This is a genomic window from Kitasatospora sp. MAP12-44 (assembly GCF_029892095.1).
Classification (GTDB): Bacteria; Actinomycetota; Actinomycetes; order Streptomycetales; family Streptomycetaceae; genus Kitasatospora.
The window spans coordinates 3,212,333-3,238,516 of record NZ_JARZAE010000004.1; the positions used below are offsets into that span (position 1 = coordinate 3,212,333).

18 protein-coding genes, 2 rRNA genes and 1 pseudogene are annotated in these 26,184 nt (G+C 70.4%); 9 read left to right on the forward strand and 12 right to left on the reverse strand.

What is annotated here, in order from left to right; genetic code table 11:
• Nucleotides 1-147 precede the first annotated feature (147 nt).
• The 3 genes from pruA to P3T34_RS14970 form a co-directional block, all read right to left on the reverse strand.
• Complete coding sequence (gene pruA, locus P3T34_RS14960; RefSeq protein ID WP_280672106.1) at nt 148-1,773, reverse strand: L-glutamate gamma-semialdehyde dehydrogenase; 1,626 nt, start codon at nt 1,771-1,773, stop codon at nt 148-150.
• Between the two features lie 103 nt (nt 1,774-1,876).
• Nucleotides 1,877-2,533, reverse strand: a complete 657-nt coding sequence (locus P3T34_RS14965; RefSeq protein ID WP_280666531.1) for an HAD hydrolase-like protein — start codon at nt 2,531-2,533, stop codon at nt 1,877-1,879.
• 59 nt (nt 2,534-2,592) lie between these two features.
• Complete coding sequence (locus P3T34_RS14970; RefSeq protein WP_280672108.1) at nt 2,593-3,102, reverse strand: hypothetical protein; 510 nt, start codon at nt 3,100-3,102, stop codon at nt 2,593-2,595.
• Between the two features lie 304 nt (nt 3,103-3,406).
• Between P3T34_RS14970 and P3T34_RS14975 the strand changes: the two genes are divergently transcribed.
• Nucleotides 3,407-3,883, forward strand: a complete 477-nt coding sequence (locus P3T34_RS14975; protein ID WP_280666532.1) for an Rv3235 family protein — start codon at nt 3,407-3,409, stop codon at nt 3,881-3,883.
• A gap of 98 nt (nt 3,884-3,981) precedes the next feature.
• Here the strand turns inward: P3T34_RS14975 and secA are convergent, their stop codons facing one another.
• Nucleotides 3,982-6,756: a preprotein translocase subunit SecA gene (gene secA, locus P3T34_RS14980; RefSeq protein ID WP_280666533.1), complete on the reverse strand. Its 2,775-nt coding sequence runs from the start codon at nt 6,754-6,756 to the stop codon at nt 3,982-3,984.
• A 224-nt stretch (nt 6,757-6,980) separates the two neighbouring features.
• Here secA and P3T34_RS14985 point away from each other — a divergent pair, with 224 nt between their 5' ends.
• Both P3T34_RS14985 and P3T34_RS14990 read left to right on the forward strand, forming a co-directional pair.
• Nucleotides 6,981-7,550, forward strand: a complete 570-nt coding sequence (locus tag P3T34_RS14985) for a GNAT family protein (RefSeq protein WP_280666534.1) — start codon at nt 6,981-6,983, stop codon at nt 7,548-7,550.
• Between the two features lie 40 nt (nt 7,551-7,590).
• Nucleotides 7,591-8,823, forward strand: a complete 1,233-nt coding sequence (locus P3T34_RS14990; RefSeq protein WP_280666535.1) for a crosslink repair DNA glycosylase YcaQ family protein — start codon at nt 7,591-7,593, stop codon at nt 8,821-8,823.
• A 51-nt stretch (nt 8,824-8,874) separates the two neighbouring features.
• On the opposite strand, the gene P3T34_RS14995 is transcribed toward P3T34_RS14990, so the two are convergent.
• Together P3T34_RS14995 and raiA are read right to left on the reverse strand one after the other, a co-directional pair.
• On the reverse strand, nt 8,875-9,573 hold the full coding sequence (locus tag P3T34_RS14995; RefSeq protein WP_280666536.1) for a response regulator transcription factor: 699 nt from the start codon (nt 9,571-9,573) through the stop codon (nt 8,875-8,877).
• Between the two features lie 211 nt (nt 9,574-9,784).
• Nucleotides 9,785-10,477 carry a ribosome-associated translation inhibitor RaiA gene (gene raiA / locus P3T34_RS15000; RefSeq protein WP_280666537.1) on the reverse strand — a complete coding sequence of 231 codons (693 nt, stop codon included), beginning with the start codon at nt 10,475-10,477 and terminating at the stop codon, nt 9,785-9,787.
• Nucleotides 10,478-11,043: 566 nt separating this feature from the next.
• Between raiA and P3T34_RS15005 the strand changes: the two genes are divergently transcribed.
• Nucleotides 11,044-11,610 carry a phosphoribosyltransferase family protein gene (locus P3T34_RS15005; RefSeq protein WP_280666538.1) on the forward strand — a complete coding sequence of 189 codons (567 nt, stop codon included), beginning with the start codon at nt 11,044-11,046 and terminating at the stop codon, nt 11,608-11,610.
• On the opposite strand, the gene P3T34_RS15010 is transcribed toward P3T34_RS15005, so the two are convergent.
• The 3 genes and pseudogenes from P3T34_RS15010 to mtrA form a co-directional block, all read right to left on the reverse strand.
• Nucleotides 11,598-13,484, reverse strand: coding sequence for an LpqB family beta-propeller domain-containing protein (locus tag P3T34_RS15010; protein ID WP_280666539.1), 1,887 nt, complete (start codon nt 13,482-13,484; stop codon nt 11,598-11,600). The genes P3T34_RS15005 and P3T34_RS15010 overlap by 13 nt on opposite strands.
• Nucleotides 13,465-15,499 (reverse strand): annotated as a pseudogene (gene mtrB / locus P3T34_RS15015) (MtrAB system histidine kinase MtrB). The gene P3T34_RS15010 and the pseudogene mtrB overlap by 20 nt, the downstream one beginning before the upstream one ends.
• A gap of 58 nt (nt 15,500-15,557) precedes the next feature.
• Nucleotides 15,558-16,235, reverse strand: coding sequence for an MtrAB system response regulator MtrA (mtrA, locus tag P3T34_RS15020; RefSeq protein WP_035793392.1), 678 nt, complete (start codon nt 16,233-16,235; stop codon nt 15,558-15,560).
• 238 nt (nt 16,236-16,473) lie between these two features.
• Here mtrA and P3T34_RS15025 point away from each other — a divergent pair, with 238 nt between their 5' ends.
• The 5 genes from P3T34_RS15025 to P3T34_RS15045 all read left to right on the forward strand — a co-directional run bounded on the left by P3T34_RS15025 (nt 16,474) and on the right by P3T34_RS15045 (nt 21,956).
• Complete coding sequence (locus P3T34_RS15025; RefSeq protein ID WP_280666540.1) at nt 16,474-17,733, forward strand: hypothetical protein; 1,260 nt, start codon at nt 16,474-16,476, stop codon at nt 17,731-17,733.
• 5 nt (nt 17,734-17,738) lie between these two features.
• The gene (locus P3T34_RS15030; RefSeq protein ID WP_280666541.1) at nt 17,739-18,407 is read left to right on the forward strand and encodes a DUF4129 domain-containing protein; all 669 of its coding nucleotides are present in this window, start codon (nt 17,739-17,741) and stop codon (nt 18,405-18,407) included.
• A complete protein-coding gene (locus P3T34_RS15035) occupies nt 18,404-19,615 on the forward strand; it encodes a DUF4350 domain-containing protein (protein ID WP_280666542.1) in 1,212 nt (403 codons plus the stop codon). Before P3T34_RS15030 ends, P3T34_RS15035 begins: the two co-directional genes overlap by 4 nt.
• A gap of 65 nt (nt 19,616-19,680) precedes the next feature.
• Complete coding sequence (locus P3T34_RS15040) at nt 19,681-20,610, forward strand: MoxR family ATPase (RefSeq protein ID WP_280672110.1); 930 nt, start codon at nt 19,681-19,683, stop codon at nt 20,608-20,610.
• 35 nt (nt 20,611-20,645) lie between these two features.
• Nucleotides 20,646-21,956, forward strand: coding sequence for a DUF58 domain-containing protein (locus tag P3T34_RS15045; protein ID WP_280666543.1), 1,311 nt, complete (start codon nt 20,646-20,648; stop codon nt 21,954-21,956).
• A 16-nt stretch (nt 21,957-21,972) separates the two neighbouring features.
• Here the strand turns inward: P3T34_RS15045 and P3T34_RS15050 are convergent, their stop codons facing one another.
• From P3T34_RS15050 to P3T34_RS15060, 3 genes are all read right to left on the reverse strand, one after another.
• Nucleotides 21,973-22,563: a transposase gene (locus P3T34_RS15050; protein WP_280666544.1), complete on the reverse strand. Its 591-nt coding sequence runs from the start codon at nt 22,561-22,563 to the stop codon at nt 21,973-21,975.
• Nucleotides 22,564-22,772: 209 nt separating this feature from the next.
• A 5S ribosomal RNA gene (gene rrf, locus P3T34_RS15055) occupies nt 22,773-22,889 on the reverse strand.
• Between the two features lie 90 nt (nt 22,890-22,979).
• Nucleotides 22,980-26,100: ribosomal RNA gene (locus P3T34_RS15060) — 23S ribosomal RNA — on the reverse strand.
• Nucleotides 26,101-26,184: the final 84 nt, after the last annotated feature.

The following is a 26,184-nucleotide window of genomic DNA, read 5'->3' on the forward strand; positions in this document are numbered from 1 at the left end:
TCCTGGACACCTTGTCCAAGGAACCCCAGGTCGGCCCACTCGCCGATGTGCCTGTCACCCGGTGGGGAAGGGGGTGCCAGCCGTGCCTGGGGTCGCCTGCCGTGGCTTCGACCGATCAATGTGATACCTGTCACACTAGTCGTCCGCTCAGCGCATGTACGGGTGCCGATAGTCGGTCGGCGGCACGAAGGTCTCCTTGATCGAACGGGCCGAGGTCCACCGCAGCAGGTTCTGCGCGGCACCCGCCTTGTCGTTGGTCCCCGAGGCCCGGCCGCCGCCGAACGGCTGCTGGCCGACCACGGCGCCGGTCGGCTTGTCGTTGATGTAGAAGTTGCCCGCGGTGAACCGCAGCTCCTCGACGGCCTGGGCGATCGCGTAGCGGTCCTGGGCGATCACCGCACCGGTCAGGCCGTACGGCGCGGCGCTGTCCACCCGGCGCAGCGCGTCCTCCCAGCGGCTGTCCTCGTAGATCTGCACCGACAGGATCGGGCCGAAGTACTCGGTGGAGAAGATCTCGTTGCGCTGGTCGGCGCAGACCAGCACGGTCGGGCGCACGAAGTAGCCGATCGCGTCGTCGTACTGGCCGCCGGCCGCCAGCTCGATGGTCGGGTCCAGGCGGGCGCGGTCGATGGCGGCCTTGTTCTTGGCGAAGGCGCGGTCGTCGATCAGCGCGCCCATGAAGTTGGAGAGGTCGCTGACATCGCCCACCGTCAGGGCGTCCACCTCGGCCAGGAAGTCGTCCTTGATCCGCTGCCACACGCTGCGCGGCAGATAGGCGCGGGAGAGCGCCGAGCACTTCTGGCCCTGGTACTCGAAGGCGCCGCGGATCAGCGCGGTCTTGAGGATCTGCGGGTCGGCCGAGCGGTGCGCGATCAGGAAGTCCTTGCCGCCGGTCTCCCCCACCACCCGGGGATAACTGCGGTAGCCGGCGATGTTGGCGCCGATGGTCTGCCAGAGCGACTGGAAGGTCCTCGTCGAGCCGGTGAAGTGCAGGCCGGCCAGCTGCGGGCTGGCCAGGGCCACCTCGGAGAGCGCCTGGCCGTCTCCGGTGACCAGGTTGATCACCCCGGGCGGCAGGCCGGCCGCCTCCAGCAGGCGCATCAGCAGGCAGGCGGCGAAGGTCTGGGTGGGCGCCGGCTTCCAGACCACGGTGTTGCCCAGCAGGGCGGGCGCGGTGGGCAGGTTGCCGGCGATCGCGGTGAAGTTGAACGGCGTGACGGCGTAGACGAAGCCCTCCAGCGGCCGGTGGTCGGTGCGGTTCCACACGCCGGGCGAGGAGTGCGGCTGGTCGGCCAGGATCTGCCGGGCGAAGTGCACGTTGTAGCGCCAGAAGTCGATCAGCTCGCAGGCCGCGTCGATCTCGGCCTGCTGGACCGTCTTGGACTGGCCCAGCATGGTGGCCGCGTTCAGGGTCTCCCGCCAGGGGCCGGCCAGCAGGTCGGCGGCGCGCAGGAAGACGGCGGCCCGGTCGTCGAAGGAGAGCGCGCGCCACTCCCGCCCGGCCGCCAGCGCGGCGTCCACCGCGAGCTTGGCGTCCTCCCGGGTGGCGTTGCCGAGCACGCCCAGTTTGGCGGCGTGGTGGTGCGGCTGGACCACGTCGACCCGGGCGCCGGAGCCGAACCGCTGCTCGCCGCCGATGGTCATCGGCAGCGGGATCTGCTCGGCCGCCAGCTCCGCCAGGCGCAGCTCCAGCCGGGCCCGCTCCGGACTGCCAGGCGCGTACTGCTGCACCGGCTCGTTGCTGGGGGTGGGCACCTGGGTGACCGCGTCCATGGGCATGCCGGCTCCGCTCGTAGAGAGCGCACGGGCAAGGTCCGCCCGTGCGTCAAACCAGATTGACGACTGCGGCGGCGATCGGCCCGGGACGACACACGGTTCAGGCTGTGAGTTGCCTCGCCAGCTCGACGGCCTCCGCCAGGCTGTCCACCACGGGGACGCCGACCGGCTCCAGGTTCGCCCGGGTGTGCGAGCCGCCGGTGTAGAGCACGGCGTGCGCGCCGACCTCCAGCGCCGCCAGCGCGTCGTCCGCCGCGTCGCCGATCAGCACGGTGCGGGACGGCTCGACCCGCGCTCCGAGCGCCGCCAGGTGGCGCACCAGCGAGGCGGCCTTCTGGCCGTGCGAGGGCCCGGTGCGGCCGTCCACCCGCAGGAAGTGCTCCGCTATCCCGAGGCCCTCGACGGTCGGGACCAGCCGCTCGTGCGCGTACATCGAGAGCAGCGACTGCGTGCCGCCCTCGGCCGCCCAGGCGCTGAGCAGGCCGACGGCGCCCTCGGTCAGGCCGCAGCCGCCGCTCAACTGCGAGTAGCTCTGCTGGAAGGCGGCGTCCAGGCGCTCCCACTCGGCACTGCTCGGCTGGAAACCCAGCGCGCGCTGGTAGAAGCGCGGGATCGGGATCTCGTAGAGCTCCCGGTAGCGCTCCAGGGTCAGCGGGGGCGCGCCGACCGTCGCGAAGGCAGCGTTGCTCGCGCCGAGCACCGCCTCCATGTCGTGAAAGAGGGTCCCGTTCCAGTCCCAGACGATATGAGTTCGCACCCTGGGCACGGTAGTACTCGACACTGACAACGAGGTAGCCGGCGACCGGACTGCAGGCGTCACGACAGCAGCGCGGCGATCTCCTGGGTGGCGTACCAGAGCAGCTCGTGGTCCTCGGCGCCGTCCACGGTGAACTGCGCGTCGTCGTCGCCCGCGTCCGCCTGCGCGATGACCGCGGCGGCGGCGGCCACGTCCTCGGCCACCTCCTGGTCCGCGACATCGGCGTGCACGGCGGCCGCCTTGGCGAGCCGGACCGGACCGAGCAGGCTGACCCGGCCCAGCGAGGCCTGGTCCTGGTACTCGTCGCCGTCGAACGGGCGCACCGAGGCGTCCGGGACGTCCAGCGCGACCACCACCCGGCGGCGCGGGGCGGCCGGGTCGGCGGCCAGCAGGCGCAGCGAGGACTGCGCGGCGCGCACCAGGGCGGCGTACTCCAGCTCCTCCAGGTCGTCGCTGACGTACCACTCGCGCAGCGCGGGCGTCACGGCGTACGCCGCGGACTGCTCCAACGCGCCGTCCGGGTGCGCCGTGGCCAGACCGGCCAGGGTGGTGGGCACATAGACACGCATCGGGGGCACGCTCCGCTTCCTCAGGGTTCCTCGGCCACTTCGGGTCCTTCACAGAATACGGCCCGCGCGATCACCCCGGACCCCGCGTCCGTGTACCCCTTCGAGCGCACCGCCACCCACTGCCCGGCGGCCGTACGGGCCCGCGAACGGCTCCGAAACCCTGCTGCGACAGGCGTCAAGCCGCCGTTCGGGCGACCCCCGTCCGGGGCTGGGCCGCCCCCTTGAGACCAGCCGCGCGGCGCCGATAGCACAGGTGCCACAGCTTCCGCCCGAACGCCCACCCGAACCCGGGGGTACCCCGCCCATGACCGCGACCGCGACCCTGCAGGACACCGTCCCGCCACGGATCCATCCGCTGGCCGCCCTGCCGTCGGCCGAACACGTCCACCGGGTCGGCCACCGCCCGCCACGCCGGCCCCGCCATCCGCGGGCCGCCTGCGCACCGGCCCGCGGCAGCAGCCTGGCCGAGCTGGCCGGCCGCTTCGCGCTGCGTCTGGTGGAGGTGCTGGTCGGCGTCCGCCCGGTCGGCCAGCTGAGCCGGCACACCACCCACGACGGCTACCGCCAGCTGGCCCGCCTGGTGCACGAGGGCCCGCTGCGCCGCCGGGACGCCGCCGGGCGGCCGCAGCTGGGCCCGGTGCACGACTTCGCGCCCGGCCCCGGCGTGCTGGAGGTCTGCGTCCGGGTCGAGTTCGCGGCCCGGCACCACATGGTGGCGTTCCGGCTGGAGCAGCACCGCGACACCGAGCAGTGGCAGTGCGCCGCCGTGGACACCCGATGACAGCCCGGCAGATCCGCCCCCAGCAGGCCCGCATGCGGCAGGGCGCCACCCCGGCCTGGCCGGAGCGGCGCCCTGCTGATCATGCGACTGCCGAGAGGTCAGCCCTTGCGACGGCGGCCCTTGGCCGACTTCGCGGCCTTGCGGCGCTCGGCGCGGGTGAGGCCGTCGCCGGCGTCGTCGTCCTCCACGCCGTCCTCGAAGTCGCCCTCGATCACGGTCTCGTCGCCGTCCACCGACGGCGCCGTGTAGTGCAGCTTCTGGCGGGCCGGAGCCTCCAGGCCCTTCGCCTTGATCTGACCGATCTGCGGCACCGGGCGGAAGTCGTCCTTCTCCAACGTCACGGACTCGTCGGAGTCCGGCAGCGGGACCTCCTCGACCTGCTGCTCGACCTGGACCTCCAGGTTGAACAGGTAGCCGACGGACTCCTCCTTGATGCCCTCCATCATGGCGCCGAACATGTCGAAGCCCTCGCGCTGGTACTCGACCAGCGGGTCGCGCTGCGCCATCGCCCGCAGGCCGATGCCCTCCTGGAGGTAGTCCATCTCGTAGAGGTGCTCGCGCCAGCGGCGGTCCAGCACCGAGAGGACGACCCGGCGCTCCAGCTCGCGCATGACCGGCTCGCCGAGCTGGTCCTCGCGGGCGCCGTACTGCGCCTGGATGTCTTCCTTGATCGTCTTGGTGAGGAAGTCCGAGGTCAGGCCCGAGCCGCCGGCCTCCTCCTCCAGCTCGTCCAGCTCAAGGGTGAGCGGGTAGAGCTGCTTGAGGGCGGTCCAGAGCTTCTCCAGGTCCCAGTCGTCCTCGAAGCCCTCGCCGGTCGCGGCGGTGACGTACGCCTCGACGGTGTCGTCCATGAAGTGGCCGATCTGCTCCTGCAGGTCCTCCCCCTCCAGGACGCGGCGGCGCTCGCCGTAGATGACCTCGCGCTGGCGGTTCAGCACCTCGTCGTACTTCAGGACGTTCTTGCGGATCTCGAAGTTCTGCTGCTCGACCTGGGTCTGCGCCGAGGCGATGGCGCGGGTGACCATCTTGGACTCGATCGGCACGTCCTCCGGCACATTGGCCATCGACAGCACGCGCTCGACCATGCCGGCCTTGAACAGGCGCATCAGGTCGTCGCCGAGCGAGAGGTAGAAGCGGGACTCGCCCGGGTCGCCCTGACGGCCGGAGCGGCCGCGCAGCTGGTTGTCGATCCGGCGCGACTCGTGCCGCTCGGTGCCGAGCACGTACAGGCCACCGATCTCCTGCACCTCCTCCTGCTCCGCCTTCACGGCGCCCTTGGCCTTCTCCAGCGCGGCCGGGAACGCGGCCTCGTACTCCTCCGGGGTGTCCTCCGGGGTGAGTCCGCGCTGCGCCAGCTCGGCGGTGGCCAGGTGATCGGGGTTGCCGCCGAGCATGATGTCGGTGCCGCGGCCGGCCATGTTGGTGGCGACCGTGACGGCGCCCTTGCGGCCGGCCTGCGCGACGATCTGCGCCTCGCGCTCGTGGTGCTTGGCGTTCAGCACCTCGTGCGGGATGCCGCGCTTGCGCAGCTCCTGGGAGAGGTACTCGGACTTCTCGACCGAGACGGTGCCGACCAGGACCGGCTGGCCCTTCTCGTGCTTCTCGGCGATGTCCTCGACCACGGCGGCGAACTTGGCCGGCTCGGACTTGTAGATCAGGTCGGGCTGGTCGATCCGCTTCGGGTCCCGGTTGGTCGGGATCGGGACGACGCCGAGCTTGTAGATCTGGTGGAACTCGGCGGCCTCGGTGGTGGCCGTACCGGTCATCCCGGAGAGCTTGTCGTACAGGCGGAAGAAGTTCTGCAGGGTGATGGTGGCCAGCGTCTGGTTCTCGTTCTGGACCTCCACCCCCTCCTTGGCCTCGATCGCCTGGTGCATGCCCTCGTTGTAGCGGCGGCCGGCCAGGATGCGGCCGGTGTGCTCGTCAACGATCATGACCTCGCCGTTCATGACGACGTAGTCCTTGTCGTTCTTGTAGAGCTCCTTGGCCTTGATGGCGTTGTTCAGGAACCCGACGAGCGGGGTGTTCACCGACTCGTAGAGGTTGTCGATGCCGAGGTAGTCCTCGACCCGGGTGACACCCTCCTCCAGCACGCCGACCGTGCGCTTCTTCTCGTCGACCTCGTAGTCGCGGTCGCGCTTGAGGCGCTGCACCAACTTGGCGAAGTCGGCGTACCACTTGGTCGCCTGGTCGGCCGGACCGGAGATGATCAGCGGGGTACGGGCCTCGTCGATCAGGATCGAGTCGACCTCGTCGACGATCGCGAAGTTGTGGCCGCGCTGGACGAGTTCCTCCTGCGACCAGGCCATGTTGTCGCGCAGGTAGTCGAAGCCGAACTCGTTGTTGGTGCCGTACGTGATGTCCATCGCGTACTGGCGCTTGCGCTCGGCGGGCGACATGTTGCCGAGGATCACGCCGACCTCGAGGCCGAGGAAGCGGTGCACCCGGCCCATCCACTCCGAGTCGCGCTCGGCGAGGTAGTCGTTGACCGTGATCAGGTGCACGCCCTTGCCGGTCAGCGCGTTGAGGTAGGCCGGCAGCGTGCCGACCAGGGTCTTGCCCTCACCGGTGCGCATCTCGGCGACATGGCCGAGGTGCAGAGCGGCGCCACCCATGATCTGGACGTCGTAGTGGCGCTGGCCGAGCACGCGCTTGGCGGCCTCGCGGACGGTGGCGAACGCCTCGGGGAGGATGTCGTCCAGGCTCTCGCCCTCGGCGAGACGCGACCTGTACTCGTCGGTCAGCTCACGAAGCTGGTCGTCCGTGAGGTTGACGAAGTCCTCTTCGATGGAGTTGACCTGGGCGGCAATCCGCTGCAGCTTGCGAAGGATCTTGCCTTCGCCTGCGCGCAGAATCTTGTCGAAGACGGACACTTGAGCGGGCTCCTTGCCTGGATCGGCTCTGGACGACTGCACGGCGGGGTCCACCCCACCGCACGGGCCATCGTATGCGAGGAGTCCAACACCCCGGGAGGTGCGTCAGCACGGCATTCCCGTGTCACTCGTAGGAGCGGATCGGCCAATACCTGTCAGTACCATCACAAATCGGACACGAAAACTCGGTTCCGCTTGCCATGGCGGGCCGAGATACTCGCCTTATGCCGTACACGATCCTGCCTCCCGACCAGTCCGCCCTCCCCGTTCTGGAGACCGAACGCCTGCTGCTGCGCGCCCCCGAGCCGGCGGACGTCGACGCGATCGACCGTGCCTGCCAGGACGAGGCGATCCAGCGCTGGACGGTCGTCCCCTCGCCCTACCGCCGCGAGGACGCCGAGTTCTTCGTCCACCAGCTCGCTCCGGACGGGCTGCGCACCGGCGGCAACCTGATCTGGTGCGTACTGGAGAAGGAGACCGGCACGCTGGTCGGCACCCAGGCGCTGACCGCGCGCGGGCCGGGCGCGGCAGAGGTGGGCTTCTGGGCCACCGAGGAGTCGCGTGGACGCGGCTACACCGTCGAGGCGCTGCTCGCGGTGGCCCGCTGGGCCTTCACCGAGCGCGAGCTGCGCCGCCTCGAGTGGGTGGCGTTCGTCGGCAACGAGCCCTCGCTCGCGCTCGCCCGCCGCGCGGGCTTCACCATCGAGGGCACGCTGCGCTCGTACGCAGCCCAGCGCGGCGAGTACCAGGACGCCTGGATCGGCTCGCTGCTGCCCGCCGACCTGGCCGGCTGAACCACCGCGCCTGTCAGTGCCCGGGTCTACGCTGCCCCGCATGACCGCAGCGCAGCCGACCCCCGCTCTGACCCTCAGCGCCGACGAGGCCCGCCGGATCGTCCTGCGGGCCCAGGGCCTGCTCGGCGCGCCCGACCGGCGCGCCGGGGTGCCCGGGATGCTGCGCCGGCTGGGCGCCGTCCAGCTGGACACCATCTCGGTGCTGGCCCGCTCGCACGAGCTGGTGCCGTACGCCCGGCTCGGTGCGATCGGCCGCCCGGCCGTGGAGCGCGCGTACTGGGGCTCGGAGACCACTTTCGAGTACTGGTCGCACGCGGCCTGCCTGCTGCCCGTGGAGGAATGGCCGCTGTTTGCCTTCCGGCGCCGCGCCTACCGCGCCCGCGGGCACCACTGGGGGCACCAGGTCAGCCCCGAGGCCTACCAGCAGGTGCTGGACCGGCTGCGCGCCGAGGGCCCGCTGACCTCCACCGAGCTCGGCGGCGCGCGGCAGTCCTCGGGGGGCGACCCCCGGACCCCCGAAGCCCCCTCCGAGTGGTGGGACTGGTCCGAGACCAAGATGGCCGTCGAGCGGGCACTCGCCTTCGGCGACGTGGTCTGCACCGAGCGGCGCAGCTGGAAGCGGGTCTACGAGCTGGCCGAACTCGCCGTCCCGGCCGAGCTCTACGGCCAGGAGCCGAGCGACCTGGACTGCCTGACCCGGCTGGTCCGCCAGGCCGGGCAGGCGCTCGGGGTGGCCACCCGCGGCGATCTGATGGACTATCACCGACTCAAGGCCGAGCAGGTGGACGCCGTGCTGGCCGACTGCGGCCTGCTGCCGGTGGCCGTCGCCGGCTGGGGCTCGACCCCGTCGTCCGCCGGGGTCCCGGTGCCGGCCTGGGCCGACCCGGCGGGGCTGGCGAGCGAGCCGCGCGGCCGCCACCGCACCACCCTGCTCTCCCCGTTCGACTCGCTGATCTGGGACCGCGCCCGCACCGAGCGGATCTTCGGCATGGCACACCGACTGGAGGCCTACACCCCGCGCCACAAGCGGGTGCACGGGTACTTCGCGATGCCCGTGCTGGCCGGCGGGCGGCTGATCGGCCGGGTCGACCCGGCCCGCGAGGGGCGCACCCTGGTGGCCCGTCAGCTCTCGCTGGCCGAGCCCAAACAGCTGCCGGCGCTCGCCGCGGCGCTGCGCGAGGCGGCCGACTGGGTGGGCTGCGACGCGGTCCGGGTGGAGGCTTGGGACGAGGACGCGCTGCGTCCCGAGCTGGAGCGTCTGCTGGCGGCGTGACGACCCCGGTCGGGGCTCACCCCCGACCGGCCCCCATCGGCCTGCTGTCCGTCAGCCTATTTCGAGGATCTTCTCCCGCATCGCGTAGACCACCGCCTCCATCCGGGAGTGCAGCTGCAGCTTCTCCAGGATGTTGCGGACGTGGTTCTTCACGGTGTTCTCGCTGATGAACAGCTCCTTGGCGATCTCCCGGTTGTTCATCCCGGTGGCGACCAGCTTGAGCACCTCAAGCTCCCGGTCGGTCAGCCGGGGCGCGGGCACCAGGTCCCGGTCGTCGGAGCGCCGCTGGATCATCGACTTGAACTCGGTGAGCAGCTTGGACGCCATCGACGGGCTGATCTGCGACTGGCCGTCGGCAACCGCCCGAATTGCGGTGGCCACCTCGTCGGTGGAGATCTCCTTGAGCAGGTAGCCGGTGGCGCCTGCCTTGATCGCCTCGTAGAGGTCGGCCTCCTCATCGCTTATCGTCAGCATGATGATCTTGGTGCTGGGGGCCACCTCCTTGATCGAGGTGCAGGCCTCGATCCCGCTGCGGCGCGGCATCCGGACGTCCATCAGAATGATGTCCGGCAGCAGGTCGGCAGCCTTGAGCACCGCCTCGGCGCCGTCCCCGGCCTCCCCCACCACCCGGATGTCCTCCTCTTCGGCGAGGACGATCTCCAACCCCCGGCGGAACAGCGCGTGGTCGTCCACGACCAGAACTCTGATCGGCTCCCCGCCCCGCGGCACATACTCGGGATGCGAACTCATCCCCCCTCCCCTGTCGGATTGCTCCCCCATCCGCCCCTCCCGGTCACCGGTCACTGTGGGGGTTCATCATTCCATGGCATCCGGAGCCGGTCCGCCCTGTCGATCTTCCGGCTCCCCCGGACGGGTGCAGGGCCGGCGGAACGGGCCGCGAACAGGCCCGGCGGCCGGCTGTCGGCCGGCCGCCGGGGTCGATGTGGGTGAGTGCGTGCCGTCAGCGTTCGCCGGGCGAGTTGATCGCGCCGCCCGCGCCGCCGACCTCGCCGTTCGGCATCAGGCCGTCGGTCTGCAGGTGGATCACGCCGTAGTCGTAGCCGTGCCGCCGGTAGACGACGCTGGGCTGACCGCTGTCCTTCTCCACGAAGAGGTAGAAGTCGTGACCCACCAACTCCATCTCGAAGAGCGCCTGATCGAGCGTCATCGGCGAGGCTGCGTGGGTCTTCTCACGGACCACCAGCGGCCCGTCGCCCTCGACGTCCAGCGGCCCGGCCTTCGTCTTGCGCACCGCCGGCTCGGCCAGCTCCTCCGCGGTCGCCGTGCCCGGCAGGGCCGCGATCCGCGCGGTCGCCTCGGCGACACTGAGCGGCGTGGTGCGCGCTCCATGGTGGACCCGGCGCCGGTCGGCGGACTTGCGCAGCTGCGCGTCGAGCTTCGCCGAGGCCAGATCGAGCGCCGCATACGGATCGGCGGCGGACGCCTCGGCCCGGATCACCGGACCACGGGTGCGGACGGTGATCTCCACGCGCTCGGACCGGTCGGCCTGGCGCGGGTTGTGTTCCTTGGACACCTCGACGTCGAGGCTGATCACCTTGCCGTCGAACTTCTGGACCTTCTCCAGCTTCTCGGCCACGTGCTCGCGGAACCTCTTGGGCACCTCGGTCTTGCGGCCCTTGACGACGATGTCCACGCAGAACTCCGATCCCTCGTGCTGTCGCCGATCCGGAGTCTCTCCGGACCGGGCTGAGACCCAGCCTGGCCAGCCAATCTGTCGCCGGCCCCGCACTGCGCCCTACCGGCGCCGCGAGCTGGGCCCTCACTCCACTTCCTCCCCACCAGGGACGCTTGAAACCCCCCTGGAGCCTCATCAGACACCCCGGGCGGGTTTTTCGCCTCTCCAGCGGACCATAGGCGGAGTCGAGTCGGCCGGACAGCTGTTCCCCCCTGTCTACCCTCTATCGAGTGAAGTGAGGGTAAATATCTGGACAACTCCGCCCAGACGGCCCACCCTGAGCACACCCGCGGCCGGTTACGGCCGCCGGTCGAGCCGCCAGGAGGTGTCCCATCACCACGCTGACCACTCCCCTGTACGCGCTGCTCGACCTGCTGCTGCCCACGCCGTGCGCGGGCTGCGGCGAGGAGGGCGGCGGTGGTCAACTCTGCATCGCCTGCCGCGATCTGCTGGCCGACCTGCGCGGGCGCCGGGCCGGCCCCAGTCCGGCCCCGGCGGGCCTGCCGCCGGTGCACTCCTGTGCGGTGTACGCGGATCCGGTGCGCCGGCTGCTGCTCGCCCACAAGGAGCGCGGCGCGCTACGGCTGGCCGGTCCGCTCGGCGCCGTCCTGGCCGGCGCGGTCAACTCGGCGCTGGCTGAAACCGATACCCGACCCCCGCAGGGCGTCCTGCTGGTCCCGGTCCCCTCGGCCCGGCGAGCGGTGCGGGCCCGCGGTCACGACCCGATGCTGCGCCTGGCCCGCTGCGCCGCACGGGAGTTGAGCCGCGCCGGGCTGCCCTGCCAGGTCGGCCCGGCGCTGCGCCCGTCCCGCGGCGTCGCCGACCAGGCCGGGCTCGGTGCGGCCGCGCGGCACCGAAATCTGCACGGCGCACTGGCAGTCCCGCGCGCGCTGCGCCCTCGGCTGGCCGGCCGTCAGATCATCCTGGTGGACGATCTGGTGACCACCGGCGCCAGCCTCGCCGAGGCGGCCCGGGCGCTGGCCGCCGCCGGAGCGCCACCGCTGGCCGCCGCGACCGTCGCCGCCACCGCCCGCCGGGCCGTCGGCGGGCGACTGCCGCGCGCCGTCCATCGGCGCCGTCAGCCGGGGTAGCCCGGCAGCGCTCCATGCTTGGCGTAGGCCCGCCACTGCCACGCGGCGTTGCCGCCCTGGCCGTAGATGGCGTGCTCGGGGTCCGCGGAGTCCGCGAGCACCGAGTCCGTGCGGGACTCCGAGGCGGCCACCACGGTCATCCCGTCCACCGCCTGCAGCGGCGAGTCGGCGATCTGCGAACCGTCCGTCTGCACGTAGTGCAGCTGCGGGACGCTGTCGGTCTCCTTGCCGAGCACCAGCAGCAGGTCGGTGTCGGCCCAGGAGACCGAGGTGACGTCGAGCTGCGGGGCGAGCAGGCGCAGCGAGCCGATCTGCACGACCGGCGCGTCGGGCGTGCCGGAACGCAGCACCAGGCCGAGCGCCAGGCTCGTCGCCCCGCTGCCGTCCTTGAGCAGCAGAGCCGCCCGGGTGCCGTCCGAGGAGAGCTTGATCCCGTCGACCGTGTGACCCGCGGGGAGGTCCACATTGACCACCGTGTGGACCGGGCCCCGGATCAGCAGGACCTCGGGGGCGGCCGGGTCGCGGTCCACCACCCAGAGTCCGCCGTAGCCGTCCCAACTGGGCGAGGTGAAGCCCTGCTGGGGGTTCGGGGCATGGCTGACGGCCACCGGCGGGCCGAGCTTCTCGCCATTCGCGAGGCCGGCCAGGTACAGGTCCTTGGCATCGTCGCTGACCACCGCGGCCTGCTTGTTGTCCCGGCTGACCGCGAACGGCCCCATCAGGTGGTCGGCCGTCGGGGCCAGCCCGGCGGGCTGGGTCGCCGCGCCGAGGGCGCCCGGCACCGGGGCGGAGTTGTCCTGCCCGGACATCCGGTACAGGCTCCCGCTGACCTCGTTGCGGTAGTACGCCGGCGTGCTGGCGCCGATCGTGCCGGCCAGCGCTCCCGGCGCGGACGGCAGGACCTTGGCCTGTGCCGAAGTCAGCGTGCAGAGCGTGGAGTTGTGCCGGTTGGTCAGCGTCACCGAGTCGAGCGAACCGCTGCCGCCGGCCTGGCTGGACAGCGTGAAGTAGAGCTGGGCCGCGATCAGTTGGCAGCCGGCGCCGTTGACGGCGGTGCCGTCGACCTGCACCCGCGGGGTCCTCGGGTCGTCCCCGCCGACCGATCCGACGATCTTGGCGTCACCGAACGCGGAGTGCACGGCCGGGCCGAGCCAGTCGGAGGGGCCCATGGCCACGGCGGTGGCCGCGGCGCTGGCCGGGTCGACCCGGCGGCGCAGGTAGATCGGGTCCGGCACCAGCACCGGCTGCTGGGTGACGGGCTGCGTCGGGTCGGGCGCGGTGTAGAAGTACCGGTCCACCTGCTGGTAGGTGTTGGCGAAGTTGGTCTGGTTGACGATCAACCCACCCGGCAGATCGTCGATCCGCCACTGCGCCCTGCTCGCGTCCCTGGCGTCCTTGGCGACATTGACCAGGGTGAAGGCAGCCTCGTAACTGTCGTCCTCGACCGCCGAGTAGGTGTGCTTGGCATCCAGCTGCCCGACCTCGGGGGAGTGGATGGATATCTGGGTGCTCGCCGAGTCGCTCTCGGTGGCGGTCGGGCCCGGCGTGGTGTTGCGCAGGATCACCACCCCGTCGTCCGGCCGCCAGGTCTTGACCGCGTTCGGCGTCAGGTACTGCTGCGCGGTGTTGTAGCCGCGCTCGTCGGCGATCGAGGCGTCCAGGAAGTTCTGCAGCACCTCGCGCGGGGTCTGCCCGTCACGCGGCGGCACCGGGATCACCCTGACCTGCACCCCGTTGTCGCCCCCGGCGCCCGGCGGCGGGGCGATCCGCTCGGGATCGCCGCTGTCGGGCATCGTGGTGCACCCGGCCGCGAGCAGCGCGGTCAGGACAGCCCAGACGCCCCAGGCAACGGGCTTACTCCTGATCGTCCCCACCCTTTGACCCCTCCGTGTCCGCTGTCGTCGCTGGCCCGACCGCCCCGCCAGCGGGCCGGTGAAGCGTACGGTCGACCACCACATGGGCACCGACCGCGCCGTACCCGGCGGCCGCCGCACGGACGTCCGAGGGGTCCACGACCGGTCCCTTGGGCAGCGGCTTGGAGCCGAGCCCGGGCCCGATGCTCAGCACCCCGCCCAGTCCCGGTCCGAACCCGCCGCCGGTGCCGCTGGGGGTCTCCGGGACCACCGTCGGCTCGCCGGTGACGGTCAGCGCCGTCGCGCCGGAGGGCCGCATGGCCCGCTGGTACGGCGTGCCCTGGGCCCGCAGACCCCGGTTGTAGCGCGAGTCCTCCGGCTCCAGGCGGAACGGCGCCCGGCCGATCTCGCCGCCGCGGGTGCGCGGCAGGGTGAGCCGGAAGTGCGAGCCGCCGCCCGGCTCGCCCCAGGCCTGCAGCCAGCCGCCGTGCAGATGGGCGTCCTCGACGGCGATCGAGAGCCCGAGGCCGGTGCCGCCCGTGGTGCGCACCCGGGACGGGTCCGCCCGCCAGAAGCGGTGGAAGACCCGGGACGCCTCGCCGGGCTTCAGTCCGATGCCGTAGTCCCGCACGCCGACCGCGACGGCACCCTCGGCCGAGCCGAACTGGATCACCACGTCCCGGCCCTCACCGTGCTCCAGCGCGTTCACCACCAGGTTGCGCATGATCCGCTCGATCCGCCGCGGGTCGACCTCGGCGACCACCGGCTCGTCGGCGCCGCGCAGTACGACCGCGCTGCCCTTGAGCCGGGCCAGCGGATCGGCCGCGTCGGCGACCCGCGCCACGATGTCGCGCAGGTCCACCGGCTCGGCATCCAGGATCGCCGCTCCGGCGTCGAACCGGCTGATCTCCAGCAGGTCGGCGAGCAGCGACTCGAAGCGGTCCAGCTGGCCCTGCAGCAGCTCCGCCGACCTGGCCGCCATCGGATCGAGGTCCTCGCGGCTGTCGTAGATCAGGTCGGCGGCCATCCGCACGGTGGTCAGCGGGGTGCGCAGCTCGTGCGAGACGTCCGAGACGAAGCGCCGCTGCACCCGGGAGAGCTCCTCCAGCTGGCGGATCTGGGTGTGCAGCGCCCCGCCCATCCGGTTGAAGGACTCCCCCAGCCGGGCGATGTCGTCCGTGCCGGTGATCTTCATCCGCTCTTCCAGGTGCCCGTCCGCGAGCCGCTCGGCGATGCCGGCCGCCATCCGGACCGGGGTGACCACCTGGCGAGCCACCAGCCAGGCGACGCCGCCGAGCAGCGCCACGATGAAGACCCCGGCCGTCGCCAGGGTCCCGGCGACCAGACCCAGGGTCTTGTCCTCCTGGGCGAACGAGAAGGCGAAGTAGAGCTGGTAGTCGGTGTTCGCGGGCCCGCGCAGCTGCTCGCCGATCACCAGGCCGCGCTCCGAGGTCTGCTGCCCCGAGCTGGTGGTGCGGTGGATCACGGTGGTCTGCTGGTGCGGGACCCCCGGGTCCTTGCCGACGTCCTCCTGCAACTGGCTGGAGATGGTCGCGAGGGTGACGTAGCCGGTGACCCGGGCCAGGCTCAGTGAGGAGCCGCTGATCGCGTTCTGGTCGGTGGACGGGACCAGCCCGACCACCGAGTAGACGCCCTGCCCGCCGCTGGCCAGGCTGCTGACCTGATTGGCCAGCCAGGTTCCCGGTCTCGCTGGGGCTCGGGTCGCCGGTGTTGCCGGTCTTGGGACGCGAGTCGGCCAGCGCGTTGCTCTGCGCCTGTGCGGTGGTGAAGCCGCCGCGGGCCTGCTCCTGTGCGGCGTTCATCTTGGCGTCCAGCAGACCGGTGCGGACCTGCGCCATCACCACGATGCCCAGGACCACCACCAGCGCGACGGCGAGCAGCAGGGTCGCGGCCACCACGCGCAGCTGGATGGACCGCCGGTAGAGGGCCGATATCCGGTTGACCGGTCGGCGGAACTGACGGCCGAGCAGCCCGAACACCGAGATCCGGCCCCGGTGCGGTACGGCCGTCGCCATGCTCTCCTCCCCGCCGGCCACCGGGCCGGGCGGGGAGGCAGGAACGTCATGCGTCACGTCAGCTGGGCCCGGCCTTGTAGCCGACACCGCGGACGGTGACCACGATCTCCGGACGCTCCGGGTCCTTCTCGATCTTGGACCGCAGGCGCTGGACGTGCACGTTCACCAACCGGGTGTCGGCGGCGTGCCGGTAGCCCCAGACCTGCTCCAGCAGCACCTCGCGGGTGAACACCTGCCAGGGCTTGCGGGCCAGCGCGACCAGCAGGTCGAACTCCAGCGGCGTCAGCGGGATGCCCCGGCCGTCCCGCTTCACGGAGTGCCCGGCCACATCGATGACCAGATCACCTATGGTCAGCTGCTCGGGCGTGGGCTCCTCGGCACGGCGCAACCGCGCGCGCACCCGGGCCACCAGCTCCTTGGGCTTGAACGGCTTGACCACATAGTCGTCGGCACCCGACTCCAGGCCCACCACGATGTCGACCGTGTCGGTCTTGGCGGTGAGCATGACGATGGGCACGCCGGACTCCGCCCTGATCTGCCGGGCGACGTCGATACCGTCGCGGCCGGGCAGCATCAGGTCAAGCAGCACCAGGTCCGGCTTGGTCTCCCGGAACACGGCAAGCGCCTTGTCCCCATCGGCGACGAAAAACGGCTCAAAACCCTCACCACGCAGCACAATGCCGAGCATCTCGGCGAGTGCGGTGTCGTCATCTACGACGAGGACGCGACCTTTCATGCGCCCATCCTCTCATTACCGGATTGTGACCTGCCGCACAGCAGTGCCTTTTTCCCTTCGGACACTGCGCCAAGACCGCCCATATCGACCCAAACTCCCCACTAGACCGGTCCCGTCGACTCCGTTGTCGATCAGCAACCAGGCACCCCTGGGGTGCTTCTCGCCACCATGGCACGATGGGCGGCACGAAAGCGCCACACCACCATCCTGGGGCACCGCCCCACGCCGAGGAGCAGTGATGACCGACACCCCGGGCTGGGTCTCCCCCAGCTCGTCCGACTCCGAGCCCGAGGACACCCGGCCGCCGGCCGCGACTCCCTCCGGGCCGGACGGTACGTCGGCACCCTCCGACCCCGGTCAAGGCGCCGACCGCGCGCCCGGTGGGGCGCCCGTGCCGCCGCCCTACACCGGCGCGCCCTACGGCGACCCGCACGCCCCGCAGGCGCAGCAGGTCCCGCAGCAGCGCTGGGCGCCGCCACAGGGCTGGGGAGGCGCGCAGCAGGGCTGGGGGGCTCGCCCCGGTGGCCCGTACCCCGGCTGGGGTCCGCCGCCGAGCCCCAAGCCCGGCGTGATCCCGCTGCGGCCGCTGGGCATCGGCGAGATCCTGGACGGCTCGATCTCCACCGTCCGCAAGCACTGGCGCCCGGTCCTCGGCCTGTCGCTGATCGTCTCGGTGCTGGTCAACAGCACCACCGCGGCGGTGGAGTGGGCGAGCCACGGCTCCACGACGAGCGCCCCCGCGGTGATCGGGCTGGGCGTCTCCCTGCTGCTGAGCCTGCTGGCCAGCCTGGTGCTGACCGCGCTGCTGACCATCGTGATCAGCAAGGCCATCGTCGGCGAGCCGGTCACCGTCGCCGCCGCCTGGCGCGCCGCCCGCCCGCAGCTCTGGCGTCTGGTGGGCCTCAGCCTGCTGCTGGCGCTGATCGTCTCCGGCATCGTGATCGCCTCGGCGATCCCGCTGATCGTCGGGTCCGTGGCGCAGGTCCCGAGCACGCTCACCGCCCTGATCGGCGTCCCCGTGCTGCTCGCCGGCCTGGGCGTCGCCATCTGGATGGGCGTCCGGCTGAGCCTGTCCGCACCGGCCCTGATGCTGGAGAAGCAGGGCGTGCTCGCCGCCATGGCCCGCTCCCGGCGGCTGGTGCGCGGCTCCTGGTGGCGGATCCTCGGCGTATCGCTGCTCGGTTACCTGCTGGCCATGATGCTCAGCGCGATGATCTCCATCCCGTTCACCCTGGTGGCCGCGACCGCGGGCGGCTCGCCGCTGAGCCCGCTGAGCGGCACCGCGGCCGCCACGGTGCCGCTCGGGGCCCTGGTCATCACGACCCTCGGCTCCATCATCGGCTCGATGCTGAGCATCCCGGCTCAGGCCGGCATCAACGTGCTGCTCTACGTCGACCAGCGAATCCGCCGAGAGGCCCTGGACATCGAGCTGGCCCGCGCGGCCGGCCTGCCCGGCTACGGCACGGCCGACCGGCCCGCACCACCCGCGGAGGGCTGACCGCCGTGCCCACCTGGGGGGATCGGGCACTGGCGGCGGCCGGCAGCCCGGTGGCCGTGCCGCGCGACCCGGCCCGCGACGCCGCGCGCAACGAGCTGCTCGACCCGGCCTACCACCGGCACGATCCGAGCCTCGCGCAGCGGGTCACCGACTGGCTCTGGGCCCAGCTGGACCACCTGCTCGGCGGGATCGGCTCGACGACCGGCAGCGGCGTCGCCGGTCTGGTGTTCTTCCTGGTGATCGCCGTGCTGATCGGCGCCGGCCTGTGGTGGCGACTCGGCCGGCCGGGCCGTGCTGCACAGACCGCCGCCGCGCTGTTCAGCGCCGAGGGCCCGCGCACCGCCGCCGAGCACCGCGCGGCGGCCCGCCGGCACGCCGAGGCGGGCGACTGGCCGCAGGCCGTACGGGAGCAGATGCGCGCGCTGGTCCGCGCGCTGGAGGAACGCACCCTGCTGGATGCCCGCCCGGGCCGCACCGCGGACGAGGCGGCCGCCGAGGCCGGCCGGTTCCTGCCCGAGCACGCCGCCGCGCTGCGCGAGGCGGCCCGGGTCTTCGACGACGTCGCGTTCGGCGACCGCGCCGCCGCCGGCGCCGACTACCAGCTGCTGGCCGAGCTGGACGGTCGACTGGAGCGCACCCGCCCGGCCGTGCCCTCCCCGGGAGGCCTGGCGTGACGCTCACCCCGACCGCCGCCCCGACCAGCGCGCCGACCACCGCGCTGTCCCCGACGGCTCGTCAACTCTGGCGCCGCTCCCGCTGGTTCCTGCTCGGCGCAGCTGTCCTGCTGCTGGCCGCGCTGCTCGTCGGCGGCCTCGGTGACAGCGGCGGCTACCCCGCGCTCGACCCGCGCTCCGCCGACCCGGACGGCGGCCGGGCGACCGCGCAGCTGCTGCGCCAGCAGGGCATCACCGTCGATCCCGTGGACACCCCCGCCGCCCTCGACGACTCCGCCGGCGCCGACACCGTCCTGCTGCCGCTGCCCGACCTGCTGAGCCCGGATCAGCTGCGCGCGCTGGCCGCCGCCGGACACCGCCGGGTGATCCTGATATCCCCCGGCGACGCCGCGCTGAGCATCCTGGCGCCCGACGTGCATCCCGCCGAGGCAGCCGGCGTCCCGCTGGGCATCGCCTCCGCCAGCACCCAGCCGAGCTGCTCGCTCCCCGAAGCCCAGCGGGCCGGCAGCGTCCAGCTCGGCGGACAGCTCTACGCCGCCGACGACGACACCCTCGCCTGCTACCCGCGCGAAGGCCATCCGTCCCTGGTGCGGACCACCGAACCAAGCGGCACCGAGGTGATCGTGCTCGGCTCGGGCCGCTTCCTCACCAACCAGGCACTCGCCCAGGACGGCAACGCCTCGCTCGCGCTCGGCCTGCTCGGCGCGCAGCCCCACCTCACCTGGTACCTGCCCGACTACAGCAGCGCGCCGCAGCAGGCCCAGCAGCGCAGCTTCACCGACCTGATACCCCGGGGCTGGTCCTGGGCCGCCCTGCAGCTCGCCCTCGCGGCCGTGCTGGCCGCGCTCTGGCGAGCGCGTCGGCTGGGTCCGGTGGTCAGCGAGGACCTCCCCGTGGTGGTCCGCGCCGCCGAGACCACCGAGGGCCGCGCCCGGCTCTACCAGCGCGCCAAGGCACGCGAACAGGCTGCCACGAGCCTGCGCCGGGCCGCCCGGCACCGGCTGGCGGCCGTCCTCGGCGTCCCGCTGACCGTCGGCGAGCCGGACGGCACCGCGCTGCTCACCGCCCTCGCCGGCCGGCTCCCCGCGCCGGTCGACCCCGGCGGGCCGCACGCCCTGCTGTACGGCCCGCCCCCCACCGACGACGCCGCACTGCTGCGGCTCGCCGACGACCTCGATGCCCTGGAAAGGCAGGTACGACAGCCGTGACCGAGCAGTCCGCCCCCGTAGCACCCGCCGACAGCGCCGCGCCGCCCAACGACCCCCGGCAGGCACTGACCGCTCTGCGCGCCGAGATCGGCAAGGCCGTGGTCGGCCAGGACGCCGCCGTCACGGGCCTCGTCGTCGCGCTGCTGTGCGGCGGTCATGTGCTGCTCGAAGGTGTTCCGGGGGTGGCAAAGACACTGCTGGTCCGCACCCTCTCCACCGCCCTGAGCCTGGAGACCAAGCGCATCCAGTTCACCCCCGACCTGATGCCCGGCGACGTCACCGGCTCGCTGGTCTATGACGCCCGCACCGCCGAGTTCTCCTTCCAGCCCGGCCCGGTCTTCACCAACCTGCTGCTGGCCGACGAGATCAACCGGACCCCGCCCAAGACCCAGGCCTCGCTGCTGGAGGCGATGGAGGAGCGCCAGGTCACGGTGGACGGCGAGCCGCGCCCGCTGCCCGTCCCGTTCCTGGTGGCCGCGACGCAGAACCCCCTGGAGTACGAGGGCACCTACCCGCTGCCCGAGGCCCAGCTCGACCGCTTCCTGATCAAGCTGATCCTCCCGCTGCCCACCCGGGAGCAGGAGTTCCAGGTGCTCAGCCGGCACGCGGCCGGCTTCGACCCGCGCGATCTGCACGCCGCCGGGGTCCGCCCGGTGGCCGGCCCCGCCGACCTGGCCGCCGCGCGCGCCGCCATCGCCGGGCTGACCGTCTCACCCGAGGTGCTCGCCTACATCGTCGACCTGTGCCGGGCCACGCGGCAGTCGCCCTCGTTGTCCATCGGCGTCTCGCCGCGTGGCGCCACCGCGCTGCTGAGCACCGCCCGGGCCTGGGCCTGGCTGGCCGGCCGCGACTACGTGACGCCCGACGACGTCAAGGCACTCGCGCTGCCGACCCTGCGCCACCGCGTCCAGCTGCGGGCCGAGGCGGAGATGGAGGGCGTCACCGCCGACTCGGTCATCCAGGCCGTGCTCGCGCAGACCCCCGCCCCGCGCTGACCCTCCCCCGCCAACTCCCCTGTTAGGAGCCCGCCATGGCCCTCACCGGCCGCACTGCCCTGTTCGCCGCACTCGGCGCGCTGGTGGTCGGGCTTCTGCTGCCCTCCTGGCTGGGGATCGCGGTCGTCACCCTGCCGCTGCTCGCGGCGGTCCTGGTCGATCTGCTGCTCGCCGCACCGGTCCGCGGGCTGCAGCTGACCCGGGAGGGTGACAGTTCGGTGCGGCTCGGCGAGCCCGCGAGCGTCGGGCTGACCGTCGCCAACCCTTCGGGACGGCTGCTGCGGGCCGCCCTGCGGGACGCCTGGGCGCCCTCCGCCTTCCGACCCGGGACCGAGCTGACCGCCTCCCGCCACCGGCTGCTCGTGCCGCCGGGCGAACGGCGCCGGGTCACCACCGAGCTCTGCCCCACCCGCCGCGGCGACCAGCACGCCCACCGGGTGACCATTCGCTCGCTCGGCCCGCTCGGCCTGGCCGGACGGCAGGGGTCGCACGACATCGCCTGGACGCTGCGTGCCCTGCCGCCGTTCAGCAGCCGCAAGCACCTGCCGTCCCGGCTCGCCAGGCTCCGCGAACTCGACGGCCGCACCTCGCTGTTGAGCCGGGGTCAGGGCACCGAGTTCGACAGCCTGCGCGAGTACCTGCCGGGCGACGACGTGCGCTCGATCGACTGGCGGGCCAGCGCCCGGCGGCACACCGTCGCCGTCCGCACCTGGCGGCCCGAGCGCGACCGGCACATCCTCATCGTCCTGGACACCGGCCGCACCTCGGCCGGCCGGGTCGGCGACGCCCCGCGCCTGGACGCATCGTTGGACGCCGCCCTGCTGCTCGCCGCCCTGGCCACCAAGGCGGGTGACCGGGTGGACCTGCTCGCCCACGACCTGCGCCGGCGTGGCGCGGTGGTCGGCCGCTCCGCCGCCGACGTGCTGCCCTCGTTCACCAACGCGATGGCCGTGCTGGAGCCCGCGCTGGTCGAAACCGACCTGCGCGCACTCACCAGCGCCGCCCTGCAACTCGCCCCGCGCCGCTCGCTGATCGTCCTGCTGACCGGCCTCGACGCCGGCTCGGCACAGGACGGGCTGGTATCGCTGCTCCCCCGCCTGACCCAGCGCCACGAGGTCCTGGTCGCCGCCGTGGCCGACCCCCGGTTGGAGACTTTGGCCGCAGGGCGCGGCACCCTGCAGGCCGTCTACGGCGCGGCCGCAGCCGAGCAGACCCGGGCCGAACGGCGCGCCGTCGCGGAACAACTCACCCGCCACGGCGCGACCGTCCTGGACGCCCCACCGGCCGCGCTCCCGCCGGCCCTGGCCGACGCCTACCTCGCGCTCAAAGCCGCCGGGCGCCTGTAGTTCCTATCTGTAGTTCCTAGCGGCCCGGCTTGATCCAGACGTGCGCGCGACCGGTCTCGGCCTGCTCACTCTCGGGCTGCTCGGTCTGCTCGACCTGCGCGGCCTGGTTGTCGCGCTGCCAGTCCGCGATGCCCTTGGAGAGCGCGGCAGCCGACGACTTGTCACCGTGGAAGGCCTCGCGCGCCGCCTGGTAGGCGAACCACCGCTCGACATGCGCGAGCCAGGCCTCCTCGGTGGGCGCGAAGTGCATCGTCACCCGCGGGTGGGCACGGAGCCAGTTCATCACCGTCGGCGACTTGTGCGTGAAGTAGTTGTCGCAGATCAGGTGGATCTCGCCGACCTCCGGCAGCTGGCTGTCCAGCTGCGTCAGGAAGCGGCGGAACTCCACGCCGCGCCGGCGGCGGTGCAGGGTCCCGAGAACCTTCTCGGTGGTGGTGCCGAGGCTGGAGAGCAGTGTTGTCACCGTCGGCGGCAGCGGCTCGTCCCGCAGCTCCTGCAGCGCGTCGCGGAGCTTGGGACGGAGCACCGTCTCGGCGTCCACGTGCAGCGCCAGGACCCGCTCGGGCGGGGCCAGATACATCCCGGCCACCTCGTGCGACGTCTCCATCACAAAGGGGTCGGTCGACAAGCTGAAGGGCTCGATACGCGGTTGGGGTTCGGGGCGGGCCTTAGGACCTGGTCTAGCCATGCCTCGATCGTATGCCGGGCGACGGCCGTCTCACGACCACCCCGGTCACCAGACCGCCGGGCGGGAAATGTCCGCAAACGCAAGTAACCCCCATCCGATTTCTCGGATGGGGGTTACTTGGAATGATTGTTCGGCGGCGTCCTACTCTCCCACAGGGTCCCCCCTGCAGTACCATCGGCGCTGTGAGGCTTAGCTTCCGGGTTCGGAATGTAACCGGGCGTTTCCCTCACGCTATGACCACCGAAACACTATGAAACTGTCAACCGCACCACACCCCCGACCAAGTGGGGATATGGGGTCGTTGTTTCAGAACAACACAGTGGACGCGAGCAACTGAGGACAAGCCCTCGGCCTATTAGTACCGGTCAGCTCCACCCATTACTGGGCTTCCACATCCGGCCTATCAACCCAGTCGTCTACTGGGAGCCTTACCCTCTCAAGGAGGTGGGAATACTCATCTCGAAGCAGGCTTCCCGCTTAGATGCTTTCAGCGGTTATCCCTCCCGAACGTAGCCAACCAGCCATGCCCTTGGCAGGACAACTGGCACACCAGAGGTTCGTCCGTCCCGGTCCTCTCGTACTAGGGACAGCCCTTCTCAATATTCCTACGCGCACAGCGGATAGGGACCGAACTGTCTCACGACGTTCTAAACCCAGCTCGCGTACCGCTTTAATGGGCGAACAGCCCAACCCTTGGGACCTACTCCAGCCCCAGGATGCGACGAGCCGACATCGAGGTGCCAAACCATCCCGTCGATATGGACTCTTGGGGAAGATCAGCCTGTTATCCCCGGGGTACCTTTTATCCGTTGAGCGACGGCGCTTCCACAAGCCACCGCCGGATCACTAGTCCCTGCTTTCGCACCTGCTCGACCCGTCGGTCTCACAGTCAAGCTCCCTTGTGCACTTACACTCAACACCTGATTGCCAACCAGGCTGAGGGAACCTTTGGGCGCCTCCGTTACTCTTTAGGAGGCAACCGCCCCAGTTAAACTACCCACCAGACACTGTCCCTGATCCGGATCACGGACCCAGGTTAGACATCCAGCACGACCAGAGTGGTATTTCAACGTCGACTCCACGACAACTGGCGTTGCCGCTTCAAAGTCTCCCACCTATCCTACACAAGCCGAACCGAACACCAATATCAAGCTATAGTAAAGGTCCCGGGGTCTTTCCGTCCTGCTGCGCGAAACGAGCATCTTTACTCGTAATGCAATTTCACCGGGCCTATGGTTGAGACAGTCGAGAAGTCGTTACGCCATTCGTGCAGGTCGGAACTTACCCGACAAGGAATTTCGCTACCTTAGGATGGTTATAGTTACCACCGCCGTTTACTGGCGCTTAAGTTCTCAGCTTCGCCTAGTCGAAACCAGACTAACCGGTCCCCTTAACGTTCCAGCACCGGGCAGGCGTCAGTCCGTATACATCGCCTTACGGCTTCGCACGGACCTGTGTTTTTAGTAAACAGTCGCTTCTCGCTGGTCTCTGCGGCCACCCCCAGCTCAGAGTGCAAGACTCATCACCAGGAATGGCCCCCCTTCTCCCGAAGTTACGGGGGCATTTTGCCGAGTTCCTTAACCATAGTTCACCCGAACGCCTCGGTATTCTCTACCTGACCACCTGAGTCGGTTTGGGGTACGGGCCGCCATGAAACTCGCTAGAGGCTTTTCTCGACAGCATAGGATCATCCACTTCACCACAATCGGCTCGGCATCAGGTCTCAGCCTTAATGAGTGACGGATTTGCCTATCACTCGGCCTACACCCTTACCCCGGGACAACCACCGCCCGGGCTGGACTACCTTCCTGCGTCACCCCATCGCTCACCTACTACCCTGTTGGGTCAGCGGCTCCACCACGTCCCTTCGTCCGAAGACTCCGGGCCGGCTTCACGGCTTTAGCATTCAGAGGTTCGACGTTGGCGCTTCAAAGCGGGTACGGGAATATCAACCCGTTGTCCATCGACTACGCCTGTCGGCCTCGCCTTAGGTCCCGACTTACCCTGGGCAGATCAGCTTGACCCAGGAACCCTTGGTCAATCGGCGCAAGAGTTTCCCACTCTTGTATCGCTACTCATGCCTGCATTCTCACTCGTGAACCGTCCACAACTGGATTCCTCCGCTGCTTCACCCGGCACACGACGCTCCCCTACCCATCACAGCAGGCGTTGGCCCTATTGCTGCAATGACACGACTTCGGTGGTGTGCTTGAGCCCCGCTACATTGTCGGCGCGGAATCACTTGACCAGTGAGCTATTACGCACTCTTTCAAGGATGGCTGCTTCTAAGCCAACCTCCTGGTTGTCTGTGCGACTCCACATCCTTTCCCACTTAGCACACGCTTAGGGACCTTAGTCGGTGTTCTGGGCTGTTTCCCTCTCGACCATGGAGCTTATCCCCCACAGTCTCACTGCCACGCTCTCACTTACCGGCATTCGGAGTTTGGCTAAGGTCAGTAACCCGGTGAGGCCCATCGCCTATCCAGTGCTCTACCTCCGGCAAGAAACACGTGACGCTGCACCTAAATGCATTTCGGGGAGAACCAGCTATCACGGAGTTTGATTGGCCTTTCACCCCTAACCACAGGTCATCCCCCAGGTTTTCAACCCTGGTGGGTTCGGTCCTCCACGAAGTCTTACCTCCGCTTCAACCTGCCCATGGCTAGATCACTCCGCTTCGGGTCTTGGGCGTGCAACTCAAACGCCCTATTCGGACTCGCTTTCGCTACGGCTACCCCACACGGGTTAACCTCGCTACACACCGCAAACTCGCAGGCTCATTCTTCAAAAGGCACGCAGTCACGAGACACACAGCAAGCTGGTGTCCGACGCTCCCACGGCTTGTAGGCACACGGTTTCAGGTACTATTTCACTCCGCTCCCGCGGTACTTTTCACCATTCCCTCACGGTACTATCCGCTATCGGTCACTAGGGAATATTTAGGCTTAGCGGGTGGTCCCGCCAGATTCACACGGAATTTCTCGGGCTCCGTGCTACTTGGGAGAAGCTCAAGTGAGCCGCACAGATTTCGTCTACGGGGGTCTTACCCTCTACGCCGGACCTTTCGCATGTCCTTCGACTATCCATACGGTTTCTGACTCACCCAGCCGCCGGCAGACGACTGAAGAACTTTCCCACGACCCCGCATTGGCAACCCCTGCCGGGTATCACACCAATACGGTTTAGCCTCATCCGGTTTCGCTCGCCACTACTCCCGGAATCACGGTTGTTTTCTCTTCCTGAGGGTACTGAGATGTTTCACTTCCCCTCGTTCCCTCCACATACCCTATATATTCAGGTACGGGTGACAGCCCATGACGACTGCCGGGTTTCCCCATTCGGAAACCCCCGGATCAAAGCCTGGTTGACGGCTCCCCGGGGACTATCGTGGCCTCCCACGTCCTTCATCGGTTCCTAGTGCCAAGGCATCCACCGTGCGCCCTTAAAAACTTGGCCACAGATGCTCGCGTCCACTGTGCAGTTCTCAAACAACGACCAGACACCCACCTACACAACTCGAAGACTCGAGCAGTGTCCGTG